Source organism: Promicromonospora noduliphila (genome assembly GCF_056951025.1).
Genome location: NZ_CM167806.1, coordinates 5,456,984 through 5,471,484, shown reverse-complemented (window position 1 = coordinate 5,471,484; position 14,501 = coordinate 5,456,984). Strand labels below are relative to the sequence as shown.

At 70.8% G+C, this 14,501-nt stretch carries 13 protein-coding genes and 1 riboswitch; of the genes, 4 read left to right on the top strand and 9 right to left on the bottom strand.

Annotated features, from left to right (window positions below; genetic code table 11):
• Window positions 1-5 precede the first annotated feature (5 nt).
• The gene (locus tag AC0QU1_RS23825) at window positions 6-1,469 is read left to right on the top strand and encodes an NCS2 family permease (protein WP_483572952.1); all 1,464 of its coding nucleotides are present in this window, start codon (window positions 6-8) and stop codon (window positions 1,467-1,469) included.
• 92 nt (window positions 1,470-1,561) lie between these two features.
• Here the strand turns inward: AC0QU1_RS23825 and AC0QU1_RS23820 are convergent, their stop codons facing one another.
• The 5 genes from AC0QU1_RS23820 to serC form a co-directional block, all read right to left on the bottom strand.
• Window positions 1,562-2,590: a hypothetical protein gene (locus AC0QU1_RS23820; RefSeq protein WP_483572950.1), complete on the bottom strand. Its 1,029-nt coding sequence runs from the start codon at window positions 2,588-2,590 to the stop codon at window positions 1,562-1,564.
• 213 nt (window positions 2,591-2,803) lie between these two features.
• Window positions 2,804-4,108, bottom strand: coding sequence for an MFS transporter (locus AC0QU1_RS23815; RefSeq protein WP_483572948.1), 1,305 nt, complete (start codon window positions 4,106-4,108; stop codon window positions 2,804-2,806).
• Window positions 4,105-4,551: a MarR family winged helix-turn-helix transcriptional regulator gene (locus tag AC0QU1_RS23810; protein ID WP_483572947.1), complete on the bottom strand. Its 447-nt coding sequence runs from the start codon at window positions 4,549-4,551 to the stop codon at window positions 4,105-4,107. The genes AC0QU1_RS23815 and AC0QU1_RS23810 overlap by 4 nt, the downstream gene beginning before the upstream one ends.
• 280 nt (window positions 4,552-4,831) lie before the next feature.
• Complete coding sequence (locus tag AC0QU1_RS23805) at window positions 4,832-5,650, bottom strand: MHYT domain-containing protein (protein WP_483572945.1); 819 nt, start codon at window positions 5,648-5,650, stop codon at window positions 4,832-4,834.
• A gap of 153 nt (window positions 5,651-5,803) precedes the next feature.
• A complete protein-coding gene (gene serC / locus AC0QU1_RS23800) occupies window positions 5,804-6,913 on the bottom strand; it encodes a phosphoserine transaminase (RefSeq protein ID WP_483572943.1) in 1,110 nt (369 codons plus the stop codon).
• Window positions 6,914-6,995: 82 nt separating this feature from the next.
• Between serC and AC0QU1_RS23795 the strand changes: the two genes are divergently transcribed.
• The 3 genes from AC0QU1_RS23795 to AC0QU1_RS23785 all read left to right on the top strand — a co-directional run bounded on the left by AC0QU1_RS23795 (window position 6,996) and on the right by AC0QU1_RS23785 (window position 10,025).
• Window positions 6,996-7,712 carry an iron-dependent transcriptional repressor DtxR gene (locus AC0QU1_RS23795; protein ID WP_483572942.1) on the top strand — a complete coding sequence of 239 codons (717 nt, stop codon included), beginning with the start codon at window positions 6,996-6,998 and terminating at the stop codon, window positions 7,710-7,712.
• Between the two features lie 202 nt (window positions 7,713-7,914).
• Window positions 7,915-8,077: riboswitch (cyclic di-AMP (ydaO/yuaA leader) on the top strand.
• Window positions 8,078-8,127: 50 nt separating this feature from the next.
• Window positions 8,128-8,865: a C40 family peptidase gene (locus tag AC0QU1_RS23790; RefSeq protein ID WP_483572940.1), complete on the top strand. Its 738-nt coding sequence runs from the start codon at window positions 8,128-8,130 to the stop codon at window positions 8,863-8,865.
• A gap of 182 nt (window positions 8,866-9,047) precedes the next feature.
• Window positions 9,048-10,025: a universal stress protein gene (locus tag AC0QU1_RS23785; RefSeq protein WP_483572939.1), complete on the top strand. Its 978-nt coding sequence runs from the start codon at window positions 9,048-9,050 to the stop codon at window positions 10,023-10,025.
• Between the two features lie 74 nt (window positions 10,026-10,099).
• Here AC0QU1_RS23785 and AC0QU1_RS23780 read toward each other — a convergent pair whose 3' ends face one another.
• From AC0QU1_RS23780 to AC0QU1_RS23765, 4 genes are all read right to left on the bottom strand, one after another.
• On the bottom strand, window positions 10,100-11,383 hold the full coding sequence (locus tag AC0QU1_RS23780; RefSeq protein ID WP_483572937.1) for an aspartate aminotransferase type Ic: 1,284 nt from the start codon (window positions 11,381-11,383) through the stop codon (window positions 10,100-10,102).
• A gap of 16 nt (window positions 11,384-11,399) precedes the next feature.
• Window positions 11,400-13,064 carry an ornithine--oxo-acid transaminase gene (gene rocD / locus AC0QU1_RS23775; protein ID WP_483572936.1) on the bottom strand — a complete coding sequence of 555 codons (1,665 nt, stop codon included), beginning with the start codon at window positions 13,062-13,064 and terminating at the stop codon, window positions 11,400-11,402.
• 110 nt (window positions 13,065-13,174) lie between these two features.
• A complete protein-coding gene (locus tag AC0QU1_RS23770; protein ID WP_483572935.1) occupies window positions 13,175-13,957 on the bottom strand; it encodes a hypothetical protein in 783 nt (260 codons plus the stop codon).
• 1 nt (window position 13,958) lies between these two features.
• Window positions 13,959-14,441 carry an OsmC family protein gene (locus AC0QU1_RS23765; protein ID WP_483572934.1) on the bottom strand — a complete coding sequence of 161 codons (483 nt, stop codon included), beginning with the start codon at window positions 14,439-14,441 and terminating at the stop codon, window positions 13,959-13,961.
• Window positions 14,442-14,501: the final 60 nt, after the last annotated feature.

The following is a 14,501-nucleotide window of genomic DNA, read 5'->3' as shown; positions in this document are numbered from 1 at the left end:
GGACCATGGCTCACGACCAGGCCCAGGCGCGGGGCGCCGTCGACCGGTTCTTCAAGATCAGCGAGCGCGGGTCCACGGTGTGGACGGAGGTGCGCGGCGGCCTCGTCACCTTCTTCACGATGAGCTACATCGTCGTGCTCAACCCGCTCATCCTCGGCACCGTGCCCGACGGGACCGGACAGTTCCTCGGCGGCGACGCCGAGGGCGGCGACCTTGCGGCCATCGCGGCGGCGACCGCGCTCGTGGCCGGCGTCATGTCGATCCTCATGGGCCTGGTCGCGAACTTCCCGCTGGCGCTCGCGGCGGGGCTCGGCCTGAACGCCGTCGTGGCCTACTCCGTGGCCGCGCTGCCGGGCATGACCTGGGCCGACGCCATGGGCATCGTGGTGCTCGAAGGTCTCGTCATCCTGATCCTCGTGATCACCGGCTTCCGGGAGGCCGTGTTCAGGGCCGTGCCGCGCGAGCTCAAGATCGCGATCAGCGTGGGCATCGGCCTGTTCATCGCGTTCATCGGCGTGTTCGACGCCGGGTTCGTGCGCATCCCCGCCTCCCTCGCGACCCCGACGGAGCTCGGTATGGGCGGCTCGGTCGGCGCCTGGCCGCTGTTCGTGTTCGCGTTCGGGCTGCTGCTCGCCGCCGTCCTGATGGTGCGCAAGGTGCGGGGCGGCATCCTCATCGCGATCATTGCCTCGACGGCGCTCGCGGTGATCATCGAGGCGGTCGGCCAGATCGGTGGGCGTGGCGACGAGAACCCGGACGGCTGGGCGCTCAACGTCCCGGCCCTGCCGGAGTCGGTGGTCGCGCTGCCGGACTTCTCGCTCATCGGCCAGTTCTCGCTGTTCGGGTCCATCGAGGCGATCGGGCCGATCGCCGTGATCCTGCTGGTGTTCACGCTGCTCATCGCCGACTTCTTCGACACGATGGGCACGATGGTCGCGATCGGTGGCGAGGCGGGGCTGCTCGACTCTCGCGGAAATCCTCCGCGGACGACCCAGATCCTGGTCGTTGACTCGCTGGCCGCCGTGTCGGGCGGCGCCGGCTCGGTCTCCTCGAACACGGCGTACGTCGAGTCGGCCTCCGGCGTGGGCGACGGCGCCCGGACGGGGCTCGCCGCGGTGACGACGGGTGTGGCGTTCCTGCTGACCACGTTCCTGTCGCCGCTCGTCGAGGTGGTGCCGCACGAGGCGGCCACCCCGGCACTCGTGATCGTCGGGTTCCTCATGGTGGTCCAGGTGACGGGCATCGACTGGACGGACCTCGAGGTAGCCATCCCCGCGTTCCTCACGATGGTGCTCATGCCGTTCGCGTACTCGATCACGGTCGGCATCGGGGCTGGCGTGATCTCGTTCGTGCTGCTCAAGATCGCCGTCGGCAAGGCGGGCAGGGTCCACCCGCTCCTGTGGGTGGCGGCTGCGCTGTTCGTCGTCTACTTCTTGCTGGGCCCGATCCGCACGGCGGTAGGCATCTAACGGGCCGGGCGCGTGACGGTGCGCTTCTACCCAGTCATTAGGCCCAGAACATGGGGTTTTTCCGGGCCCAATGACTGGGTAGAAGCGCACTCTCACCTGCCCGAGCGGGACATGGCTCGGGTGTTGAGTTCCAGCGGGTGGCCCACGGCTTTGTACCGGCCCGGCGTCCATCGATGTCGGGCGAGTACCCTCGCGATCTGCGCACCGATGCCGCCAGGCCGGTCGTTGTCCGACGGCCGGAAGCGGAGCATGATCACCTGCCCGGACGCCAGGATCTGGTTCTGGCGTGGGGCGTCCCGGACCAGCGCCTGTGCGGTGGTGTGCGGGCCGACACCGTCGATCTCGACGACCAGCCAGCGCCCGTCGGGGAGTCGCCAGATGAAGTCGACACGTGCGACGACCCTGCCGTCCAGCACGATCCGCACCTGGGCGTCGTCCGGCGGAACCCCGTTGTCGTGGCACGACAACCGGGCGAACGACTCAGCCGGTGACTCCGAGCGCGGGTCGACCAGGGCGAACAGCTCATGGAGCTGGGCAGCTCCGTGCCGCCGTCGTGCCAGGTTGTGCAACGCGACGAGTCGGGTCGGGCTGAACCCGTGCCGGCGTGCGAGGTCGTCGAGCACGGCGAGAGCGTTCTGCCGGGGGAGCTTGGGGAGTGCCTGTGCGGCGGCATGGTCGATCCGCGCGACCGTACGATCGCTGACCGACTCGGTCGGGAACGCCGGGTAGTCCACCATGGCGACGTCGTGGCGCGTCCGTCGGGGCGACCGGTCCTCGCGGGCGACCTCCAGCGGGAAATCGCGGGGGAGCCCGGCGACGCCGTGCAGCACGAGCGCACAGCAGCCGGTGGCGATGGCGTCAGGGCCGTGCACGAGCAGCGCGAACCAGGTCCGCCACCTTGCGGCATAGTCGAACCAGTCGTCCTTGATCCTGCTGTTGAGCGGTACGGGGTCGGTGTCGTACACGCCGCGTGCGGGGCTGGTCCAGCGGAGCTGCCGGACCAGACGTCGTCGAACCTCCCGGCCGATGCCGAGCTCCTCGCACTGGAGCGTGGAGAGCAGGCCCGCTTGTCGTCGCAGCAGCGGTTCCGCCGCTCTCGGGATCGCGAAGGTCTTCGGCATGGACCCACTTCATCAGTGCCGGGCCCGCCGCGCCGACCACGAAGCGCCCCCCTGTGCACAACCGCCCGAGAACGCCCCCTGTGGTCGCACTCGCGCCCCATCGGGCTGTCACGGAGAGTGCGCTTCTACCCAGCGATCTGGCCCAGAACACGGGTCGTTTCCGGGCCCAATGACTGGGTAGAAGCGCACTCTCGGTGATCGGCCCAGCCAAGGTCACGCTGCCAGGGCCTGCTTCTCCGGGTCCGGGGTGGCGTCCGGGTAGGTCACCTGGAGGTACGGGCGCGGGATGCGGTGGGTGCGGGAGAGGCGGGCGCGCACGCGCACGTGCCACGTCCGGTAGGCCCAGACCGTCGCGAGCACGGCCACGAGCAGCGTGGCCACCGCGCCGATGAGCACGGCGTACCGGGGCCCGAACGTCTCGCCGATCCAGCCGACCACGGGGGAGCCCAGGGGCGTGGTGCCGAGCAGCACCATCATGTAGATCGACATGACCCGACCGCGCACCTCAGGCGCCACCGAGAGCTGGATCGCCGCGTTCGCCGAGGTCAGCATGGTCAGCGATGCGAAGCCGACCGGGATCGACATCAGGAGGTAGCCGAGGTAGGTCGGCATGACCGCCTGGATGCCCATGGCGATCGCGAAGGCGAACGCGGCGCCGAGCACGAGCCGCACGCGCGGCCGATCCCGCCGGGCCGCCAGGAGCGCCCCGGCGAGCGAGCCGATCGCCAGGACCGACCCGAGGATGCCGTACTCGCCGGCGCCCCGGCCGAACTCGACGCGCGCCATCATGGCCGACGTGAGCTGGAAGTTCAGGCCGAACGTGGAGACGACGCCCATCACGACCATGATCACGACGATGTCGCTGCGCCCACGGATGTAGGCGAGGCCCTCGCGGATCTGCCCCTTCGCCCGCGGCGCCACCGGCAGCACCCGCAGGTCCCGCATCCGGGTGAGCGAGAGGATCACGGCGCCGAACGCTATGCCGTTGATGATGAACACCCATCCGCTGCCGACGGCGGCGATGAGCAGACCCGCCACGCCGGGCCCGATGAGCCGAGCGGCGTTGAAGTTCGACGAGTTGAGGCCGACGGCGTTCGCGAGCCGCGTCGTCGGCACGAGCTGGGCGACGAAGGTCTGGCGCACGGGGCCGTCGACGGCGCTCACCACGCCCAGCAGCGTCGCGAACACGTACACGTGCCACAGCTCTGCCGCGCCGGACAGCACCAGCGCACCGAGCCCGAGGCCCAGCACGCCCATGCCGCCCTGCGTGAGCATCAGGAGCTTGCGGCGGTCGACGCGGTCGGCGAGCAGGCCGGCCCACGCGGACAGGAAGATGTGGGGCAGGAACTGCAGCGCGGTGACAACACCCACGGCGACGCCGGAGTTGTTGGTGAGGACGGTCAGGACTACCCAGTCCTGCGCCACGCGCTGCATCCAGGTGCCGATGTTGGCGACGAGAGCGCTGGCGAACCAGAGACGATAGTTGCGGTATTTCAGGCTGGCGAAGGTGGCGCTCATCGAGCGGCGATCCGGATCAGGAGCTCGCTGGCTCCCGCAAGGATCTCTCTCTCCTCTACGGTCAGGGTGGACAGCTGTTTGGTGAGCCAGGCGTCACGCCGACGCCGGGTCTCGGCGACCTCGCGCTCGCCCGCGGCGGTGAGGCGGACGACGACCTGGCGCTTGTCCGTCTCGTGCTCCACCTTCTCGACGAGGCCGAGCTCCGCCAGGGTGTTCACGGCGCGGGTCATCGACGGCGGGCGCACTCGCTCGTGCTCGGCGAGGGAACCTGGGGACATCTCGCCGTGCTTGTGCAGCACTGTCAGGATCCCGAACTGCCCCTCGGGGAGGTCGGCCTCGCCGCGCTCGGCACGCAGACGACGGGAGATGCGGGTGAGGGCGACGCGCAGGTCGCCCCCGACCGTGGCCGGGCTTCGGCTCGGTCTGCGGGAGCTCGACGACACCCGCACTAGTTTAGATCATTAGCCTTGCTAACGGTACGTGGGTCTGGTCACACCATTCGCGGCGGCAGGCACGCCGTCGGGCGGACGACGAAGCCGCCCGCCCCGACGACGAAGCCCCGCCCCGACGACGAAGCCCCGCCCCGACGACGAAGCGCCCGCCCCGACGACGAAGCGCCCGCCCCGACGACGAAGCGCCCGCCCGACGACGAAGCCCCGCCCCAACGACGAAGCGCCCGCCCCCCGAGGGGGACGGGCGCTCCGAAGTAACTGTCGCCGAGGGTCAGCGCACGCGATGGGTCTGCGCGAACTGGGCGGGCCCCGGCTGCAGCTCCTGCTGGATGGTCTCGAACCGCTGGCTCTGCTCCGTGTGCGCCTTGAGCCGGTTCTCGAACTCGGCCTGCGTGCGCAGCTCCTCCTCGGTGGGCCAGAGGCCGATGCCGAGGATGAGCAGGAACGTCACGACGCTCACCGCCATCACGAGCGGGACGAGCAGCTGCATGGTGGACGCGCCGGCCGGGACGCTGTCGACCGGGTTGATCACCGAGACACCCGCCATGCCGGTGTAGTGCATGCCGGTCACCGCCAGACCCATGATCAGCGTGGCCACGATGGTGGCGAGCGTGCCGCGGATGTGGACGGTGCACCAGAGCGCCGCCGTCGCCGCGACGACCGCGACGACCACCGACGCGATCACGTAGGTCGGGTTGTAGACGACCTGCGCCGACATCTCCATCGCTTCCATGCCCATGTAGTGCATGGCCGCGACGCCGGCGCCTGCGAGCGCACCGCCCACGATCATCGCGGGCAGCTTTCGCTTGCCCAGCTCCGTGATGAACAGGCCGGCACCCACCACGACGATGGCGATCGCCGCGCTCAGGAGGGTTTCGGGAATGTTGTATCTGATGGTCACGCCTGAAGCCGAGAAGCCGAGCATGGCGACGAAGTGCATCACCCAGATCCCGGTACCGCCGAGTGCGATGGCGCCGAACACGAGCCACGCCGCGCGCGCGCCGCCCGAGGCTGCTCGGGCTCGAGACGTGCACGCAAGGCCCGTCGCTGCGCCGGTGCACGAGATCGCGTACGCCAGCAGGGGCGTCACGATCCCGAATGTGAAGTGGTCGATCACTGGCATGGTGTTGAACAGCCCCTCAGAATGGTTCCCTCTGTTGCGGAAACGTTACAGAAGCCCCTGTACCAGGGACAATAGGCAGAACTCCCCGTCGAAGGGATATTGCGGACGTGATCAGGCTGGTCAGAGGCCTGCGACGAGGTAGTCGATGGAGGCGGTGAGCGCCGCGACGTCGTCGGGTTCGACCGCGGGAAACATACCTACCCGGAGCTGGTTGCGCCCGAGCTTCCGATAGGCGAACACGTCCTGAATGCCGTTGGCGCGCAGCTCGTCCAGCAGCCGTCCGGCGTCGACCTCCGGGGCCAGGTCGATGGTGCCGACCACCGTCGACCGCTCCTCCGGGCGCTCCACGAACGGCGTGGCCCAGTCCCGCGCCTCGGCCCAGGAGTAGAGGATCTCGGCCGACGTCGCGCAGCGCTTCGCCGACCACTCGAGCCCGCCCTGGGCGATCAGCCACTCGACCTGGTCGGCGAGGAGCAGCAGCGTCGCGACCGCCGGCGTGTTGAGGGTCTGGTCCTGGCGCGAGTTCTCGACCGCCGTCGTGAGCGACAGGAACTCCGGCACCCAGCGTCCTGAGGCCTCGATCCGCGCCGCGCGCTCGACGGCGGCGGGGGAGAGGACGGCGAGCCACAGGCCGCCGTCGGCCGCGAAGGCCTTCTGCGGGGCGAAGTAGTAGGCGTCGGTCTGGCTCAGGTCCACGGGCAGCGCGCCGGCACCGGAGGTCGCGTCGGTGAGCACGACGGCGCCGTCGGGCCCGGCCGGGCGCAGCACCGGGGCCATGGCGCCGGTCGAGGTCTCGTTGTGCGGCGTGGCGTAGGTGTCGACGTCGTCGGCGGGCGCGAGGTAGGCCACCGTGCCCGGCTCGGCCGAGATCACCTGGGAGGGCTCGAGGAACGGGGCGCGCGACGTCGCCGTCGCGAACTTGCCGCCGAACTCGCCGAACGCCGCGTGCTGGGCCCTGCGCTCCACGAGGCACAGCGTCGCGACGTCCCAGAACGCGGTGGAGCCGCCGTTGCCGAGGGCCACCTCGTAGCCGTCGGGCGCGCCGAGCAGCTCCGCCACACCCTCCCGGATGCGGTGCACCAGGCCCTTCACGGGCGCCTTGCGGTGGGACGTGCCGAGCACGTGGGCGTTCGCCACGAGATGATCGACCTGCCCCTTGCGCACCTTGGAGGGACCGGAGCCGAACCGGCCGTCGGCGGGCAGGAGGTGTGGCGGGATTGTCAGTGGCACAGAACTAGACTAGAACCTGGGCCGACGCCCGGGGCGCCGAGCCCAGGGCGACTGGACGGCTGCGCGCATGACGGGAGCTGACGTGACGGATCTGATCGACACCACCGAGATGTACCTCAAGACGATCTACGAGCTCGACGAGGAGGGCATCACCCCCCTGCGCGCGCGCATCGCGGAGCGCCTGGGGCACTCCGGCCCCACGGTGTCGCAGACGGTCGCGCGCATGGAGCGCGACGGGCTCGTGATCGTGACCGGCGACCGGCACCTGGAGCTCACCGAGCTGGGCCACGACAAGGCGACGCGCGTCATGCGCAAGCACCGCCTCGCGGAGCGCCTGCTGACCGACGTGATCAAGCTCGACTGGGAGCACGTGCACGTCGAGGCCTGCCGGTGGGAGCACGTGATGAGCGACCTGGTGGAGAAGCGGCTCGTGGGCCTGCTGGACCACCCGCACCACGACCCGTACGGCAACCCGATCCCCGGCCTGTCGGAGCTCGGCGAGGACTACACGGACGTGCCGTTCCTCACCGGCGTCATCTCGCTGCCCTCCGCGTTCGAGGCCGCGGCCAAGAAGGGCGTGAAGGGCGAGCCGCTCGCGGCGTCGCTCACCCGCATCGCGGAGCCGCTGCAGACGGACGTCGAGCTGCTGGCCCGCCTGTCCGACGCCGGCCTCGTGCCCGGCGCGCGGGTCACCGCTGAGCTCGACGACGGGACGTACACGGTGACGGTCGACGGCGCCGGCACCGCCCTTGAGCTGGGCGAGGACCTGGCGCGTCACCTCTTCGTCGCGACGTCCTGAGCGGGTTCGAACCGGCCGTTCGGTGGGCGAGAACCGGCCCTTTCGGCGGGCGGTTTGTCCGAAACCAGTCACCACGCGTCCGACACGTTCCGTTATTCGTTGCCGGAACGTGACATCGCGGGTGAGGTCCGCTAAGTTCGGACCGCTCCCCCGGAGTTATCCGGGGTAGTCCTCGGACGGACGCCGAACTCTGTCACCGGCCCGAGGCCCCAAGACGACCGCATGACAGAGGCGGGGGACCCACCATCGGGCGCCAGGGTGCGTCCTCGGGGTGAAGCCGGGCAGTCCTTCGGGAGTGCACGGCCGGGTGATTTCTCCCACCCGAACCCGACAGCTGACCTCGAAGGCGTACAAGGAGAGGTTCTACGTGACTGCACGTACCACACGCGCACGCCACCGTGCTGCGCGACGACCCGTGACTCCGCTCACCGAGTTCGCCCAGAACGCCGCCGTCGGTCGCCGCACCGCGGTCGCCGCCGCGGGTGGCGCGCTCCTCGTCTCGACCTTCGGTGGCGCGGTGGCCGCGCAGGCCGCTCCGATGGAGACCGGCCCGGCCGCCAAGATGAACTCGGTCGACCTCAACGCGCTGACGGCGCAGGCGCGGGAGTCGCTGTCCAACGCTCCCGTGGTGACCGTCGCCCCCGACGCCGAGCTCAACGTCGAGAAGGCCGCGGTGTCCGTGGTCTCCGCCGCCGAGAACGAGGAGTACCAGGCCGAGCTCGCCGCCGAGGAAGCGGCAGAGGCTGCCGAGGCCGCCGCCGAGGAGGCTGCCGAGGCCGCCAGCATGGTCGCCACCTCGGTCGACATCCCCGACTCGGCGATCGGCAACTCCGTGATCTCGATCGCCAGCCGCTACGTCGGCGTCCCGTACGTCTCCGGTGGTTCCAGCCCGAGTGGTTTCGACTGCTCGGGCTTTACTGCGTACGTCTACGGTCAGCTCGGGATCGCGCTGCCGCACTCGTCGTCCGCGCAGCCCGGTTACGGCACCATCGTGCCGGCCTCGGAGGCCCAGCCCGGCGACCTGATGTGGACGCCCGGCCACGTCTCGATCTACGCCGGTGGCAACACGATGATCGACGCGTCCAAGCCCGGCACCGTCGTCGACTTCCGCCCCATCTGGCAGTCGAACCCCACGTTCGTCCGCATGGGCTGAGCCCAGCCGCGCAGGACCCGAGCAGAGCGCCTGTCAGTGCCCCGCCCGATGACCGGGTGGACACTGGCGGGCGCTCTGCTTTGCCATCCTTCGGCATTCTTTTTGCTACCGGATACCCACAACCTGTGCCCCGCCGGTAGCGTTGGAGTGCAAAGGTGCACTGCCAAGGGAAAGGGCTGGCGATGACACGATCCGAGGTCGTACTGGTCGGTGTGGACGGATCGGCCGCGAGCCTGCACGCGCTGGACTGGGCCACCGCGTACGCACATCGCGTGGGGTGGGCGCTGCACATCGTGTGCAGCTATTCATTGCCGTCCTTTACGGCCGCGTCACTCGACGGTGGCTATGCCGCCCTCGACGACACGACCATCCAGGAGGGCGCCAAGTCGGTCCTCGCGGAGGCCGAGGCCCGCGTGGCCGACGCCGGGGTGCGCGCCACCACCGAGGTGGCGACGGGTGATGCAGCGGGTGTGCTCGTGGAGCTGTCCGGCGACTACGGGCTCGCCGTCGTGGGCACGCGCGGCAAGGGCGGGTTCACGGAACGCCTGCTGGGCACGGTGTCGTCCGCGCTGCCCGCCCACGCGCGGTGCCCGGTGGTCGTGGTGCCGCTGCGCGCCGAGACCAACCGCGGCGTCCAGTGGAAGGCGCCGGACGCCGAGCCGGCCGAGTCGGGCGAGGCCGCGACGGAGGCCGCCGTGGCGGCCGGCCCGGGCGAGATCCGGGACGTGCGCCGCATCGTCGTCGGCGTGGACGGGTCTCCGCAGGCCGAGCGGGCGCTGCAGCACGCGATAGAGCAGGCCAACGCGTGGGGTGCGGAGCTGACCGCCGTCACCGGGGTGCCCGTCGGCAATGCCGGGATGCTGGCGTGGCTACCGTCGTCGATCGACCGCGAGCAGGTGCTGGCGGACATCGGGGCCGGCATGGACGTGCTGATCGACCGCTACGAGGCCGAGAACCCCGGCCTGCGGATCCGGCGGATCGTGCTCGACGGCACGGGCGCCGAGCTGCTCACGGAGTTCTCCACGGCGTCGGACCTCGTGGTGGTGGGCTCGCGCGGCCGCGGCGGGTTCCGCGGGCTGCTGCTCGGCTCCACGAGCCAGGCCGTGCTGCACCACTCGGCGTGCCCGGTGCTCGTGGTCAACAAGCACTGCGCGGACTGAGGGGCGCCGTCCACAACGTGTCAGGCCCTCAGGTCACTCCGGTGACCTGAGGGCCTGGGTTCTGGCAGGGCAGGTCAGTCGCGCGCCGCCGCGGCCTCGGCCGCCGCCAGGAGCACGCAGGTCGCCACGCCGTCCATCGCCGTGCGGACCTCGTCCAGCGGGGGCATCGACGGCGCGAGGCGCACGTTCTTGTTCTCCGGGTCCTTGCCGTACGGGTGCGTGGCACCGGCGGGCGTGAGGGCGATGCCCGCCCCCTTGGCCAGCTCCACCACGCGCGACGCCGTGCCCGGCGCGACGTCGAGCGACACGAAGTAGCCGCCCTTCGGCTCGGTCCACGAGGCGATGCCGTACCCGCCGAGGCGCTGCGCCAGGATGTCGACGACGGCCTGGAACTTGGGCGCCAGGATCTCGCGGTGCTTGCGCATGTGCTCGCGTACGCCGTCGGCCGAGCCGAAGAACATCGCGTGCCGCAGGTGGTTGATCTTGTCCGGGCCGATGGACGCGGCCGACAGGTGCTTCTTGTACCAGGCGATGTTGGCCGGCGAGCTCCCGAGGAACGCGACGCCCGATCCCGCGAACGTGATCTTCGACGTCGAGGCGAACAGGAGCACGCGGTCCGGGTGGCCGGCCTCCGCCGCCAGCGCGATGGCGTTCGGGCTGGTCACCTCGTCATCGGTCAGGTGGTGCACCGCGTACGCGTTGTCCCACAGGATGCGTAAGTCCGGCGCGGCCGTGGGCATCGAGACCAGCGCGCGGGCGACGTCCTCCGTGATGACCGCGCCGTCCGGGTTGGAGTAGGTGGGGACCACCCACATGCCCTTGATCGTGGGGTCCTCGGCGACGAGGGCGGCAACGGCCTCGGCGTCCGGACCGTCCGGCGTCATCGGGACCGGGACCATCTCGATGCCCATGGCCTCGCAGATCGTGAAGTGGCGGTCGTAGCCGGGGACCGGGCAGATCCAGCGCACGGTTTCTTCGCGCGCCCACGGCTTCGGGGAGTCGGGGAAGCCGAACAGCTCGGCGAACGTGACGATGTCGTGCATGACGGTCAGCGACGCGTTGCCGCCCGCGAGGAGCTGTTCCACGGGCACGTCGAGGAGCTCGGCGAAGATGCGCCGCACGGCGAGGCCGCCGTCGAGCCCGCCGTAGTTGCGCGTGTCTGTGCCGGTGTCGTCGGTGTGCACGCCCACGCCGGGCAGGGCCAGCATCGGCTCGGCGAGGTCGAGCTGCTCCGCCGACGGCTTGCCGCGCGTGAGGTCCAGCTTCAGGCCCTTGGCCTGGAGCTCGGCGTAGGCCTGCTGGAGCTCGGCGAGGTCCGGGAACGTTGCGGTCGTGGGGGACGACGTCGTAGTGGTCACCTCCCGGAGCCTACGCTCAGCCGGCGGTCGGTGACAGTTCGGAGCGCTCGCCCTTGCCGGTGGGGGTGTCGCCGGCCGCGTCGTCCTTGGGGCTGTTCGCGTCTGTGTCGCCGTCGGCGGTCTTGGTGTCGGCGGGCTTCTTGACGACGGCGTCCGCGCCAGCAGGCTTCTTGTCGTCGGCGCTGCCTTCGGCGGGCTTGTCGTCTTCCTCGGGCTGCTCGGTGTCCGTGTTGCCAGGCTGCTCGGCATCGGGCGCTTCGGTGCCTTCGGCAGCCTCGGTCTTGCCGGTTGCCTCGGCGTTCTTGGGAGTATCGGCCTCGGTGCTGCTGCTGTCGGCCTCGGCAGCCGGCTCGGCGGTCTCAGCTGTTCCGGCCTCGTCGGACGTCTCGGCCTCGTCCGCCGTCTCGGTCACCTCGGAGTCCGCGTCTGCCTCGTCCGCCGTGGCCGTGCCCTCCGACGCGCCCTCGCTCCCGAGCGCCACCAGAGATTCCTCGAGGATGTCCAGCGCCATCTCCAGCTCCGGCTGCACGATCGACAGGGGCGGGGACAGCCGGATCGTCGACTCGCGCGTGTCCTTGGCGAGCACGCCGCGCTCCAGCAGGGCCTCGCACAGCTCCCGTCCCGTGCCGAGCGTGGGGTCCACGTCGATCCCGGCCCACAGGCCGATGCTGCGCGCCCCGGTCAGCATGCCGCGCTCCACGAGCGCGTCGAGCCGTTCCTTGAGCACCGTGCCCGACGCCGCGGCGCGCGCCTGGTACTGCCCCGTCGAGAGGAGGTCGAGCGCGGCGATGCCGACCGCGCACGCCAGCGGGTTGCCGCCGAACGTCGAGCCGTGCGTGCCCGGCGTCAGGACGCCGAGGATCTCCGGCCTGCCGACCACCGCCGAGACCGGGACGATCCCGCCGCCCAGCGCCTTGCCCAGGCAGACCAGGTCCGGCCGCACGTCCCACAGCTCGCAGGCGAGCGTCGTGCCGGTGCGGCCGAGGCCCGACTGGATCTCGTCGGCGACGAGGGCGATGTTCTTCTCCGCGGTGAGCTCGCGCAGGCCCGGCCAGAACTCGTCGGGCGGCAGCACCACACCGGCCTCGCCCTGCACCGGCTCCATGAGGACGGCCACCGTGGTGTCGTCCACGGCGTCGGCCACGGCGGCCAGGTCGCCGAAGGGGACCCGGACGAACCCGGGGGCGAAGGGGCCGAACCCGCCGCGGGCGGCCGGGTCGTCCGAGAGGCCGACGAGCGTGGTGGTGCGGCCGTGGAAGTTCCCGTCGGCGACCACGACCGTCGCCTTGTCCTCCGGCACGCCGCGCACGTCGTAGCCCCACTTGCGGACCGCCTTGATCGCGGTCTCCACGGCCTCGGCACCCGTGTTCATCGGCACGACGAGGCTGTCCTCGCCGCCGGTCGTCAGCGGACCCACCACGTCGACGAGCCGCTGGGCGAACTCCTCGAGCCGGTCATGGTCGAACGCGCGGGACGTGAGCGTGACCTGGCGGAGCTGCGCCATCGCAGCGGCCAGCAGGCCTTGGTGCAGGTGCCCGAAGTTCAGGGCCGAGTACCCCGACAGGAAGTCGAGGAACTCGTTGCCGTCCGTGTCCCATACGTGTGTACCGTGCGCCCGCGCGATCGTGACCGGGAGTGGATGGTACGTCGGGGCGAGTGCGCCGTGCGTCGTGTCCGCCATGCCCCGCAGCCTAGGTCGGGACCCGGCATCTTGCCGAGCAGGTAGCAGATATCGGCCCGCCCGACGCCGGGTCCCCGACCAGCGGGTTCCCCGGACCGGCGGGTCCCGGACTACTTCTGCTCGATGACGCGCGGGAACCGCTCCGGGGGAGCGCCGAACGCGACGCGGGACTGGCCGATCACCGTGTGCCCGAGGGCCCGCGCCCCGACCCAGCCGACGACCGCGCCGATGCCGAACGGCAGGATGCGGCCCAGCAGCAGGCTGCCCTGCTTGGCGATCTGCCGCTGGATGAACCGGTGCGTCAGCGCCTTGTTCACCCGGTGCAGCGTGGTGCGCGGCATGCTCGTGAGCAGCACCTTGCCCCACGCGACGCCGGACCCGCCGATGGCGTTCTCGACGTCCTTGGCGCCCTGGTCACCGAGCACGGTGGCGAGCAGCAGTGCCCGACGCCGCGGCACGTCCTGCACGTCGATCCCGTGCACGTCCGCCACGGCGAGGGAGAACGCCGCCGACGAGGCGAAGAACGTCGCCACGTCGCTCGTCGACAGCGCGACGCTCGCTGCGGTACCCACCGCGGGGATGGCGGCCGCCGCGCCGACGGCGCTGCCGGTGGTCTGGATGACCCGCAGGTACTCCTTCTCCAGGAGCTTGATGATCTCGGCGGGGGTGGCGTTGGGATTGCGGGCGCGCACCTTGTCCACATGCCTGTGGATGGTCGCCGACGGGATGGTCACCGCCTTGTCGACCAGGTAGTCCAGTGGGCCGTCGGGCTTGTAGTTGACCCAGTCCGCCGGCGTGACCTCCACCGAGTTGTCCGGCTTGATGATCGCGTCGCCCGGTGGCGCCTGGCCGGTGGACTCCGGCGCGGTCAGCTTCTGCTTGTCATCGGTCATGTCAGCCCTCCGCCGGCTGGTCGAACTGCGCGTCCGGGATCTCGGCGCCCGCCTTGAGCGTGCGGCCCACGGTGCAGGTCTTGTCGATCGACCGCTGGGCGATCGTGAGGAGCTTCGCCCGGTCCTCGTCGTCGAGGGCGGACAGGTCGATCTCGAACTTCTCCGTGAGCACCGGGTAGCGGTCCTCCGCCATGTCCTTCGGGTCCTCGACGCGGATGGTGGTCTTGTAGTCGTCACCCAGACGGCGCGCGAACGCCCTGTCGCTGCTCATCCCCGCGCACGCCGCGAGCGCTACCTTCAGCAGCTCGCCCGGCGTGAACACCGCGCCGGCGCTCGCCGGCCCGATCTCGACGCGGGCACCGCGGGCCGAGAAGCCCGTGTACGTGCGGGTGCCGTTGCGCTCCACCCACAGCGGGTCCGTGGGTGACGGGGTCACGGCGTCGTCCATGCTCGTGGCCCCGGGGGTGGTCGTCTGCTCCGTCATGAGGGTGATCCTTCCACTGGTCACCGACACGGTCACGAAGTTCGGTCCAGCGCGTCCCGG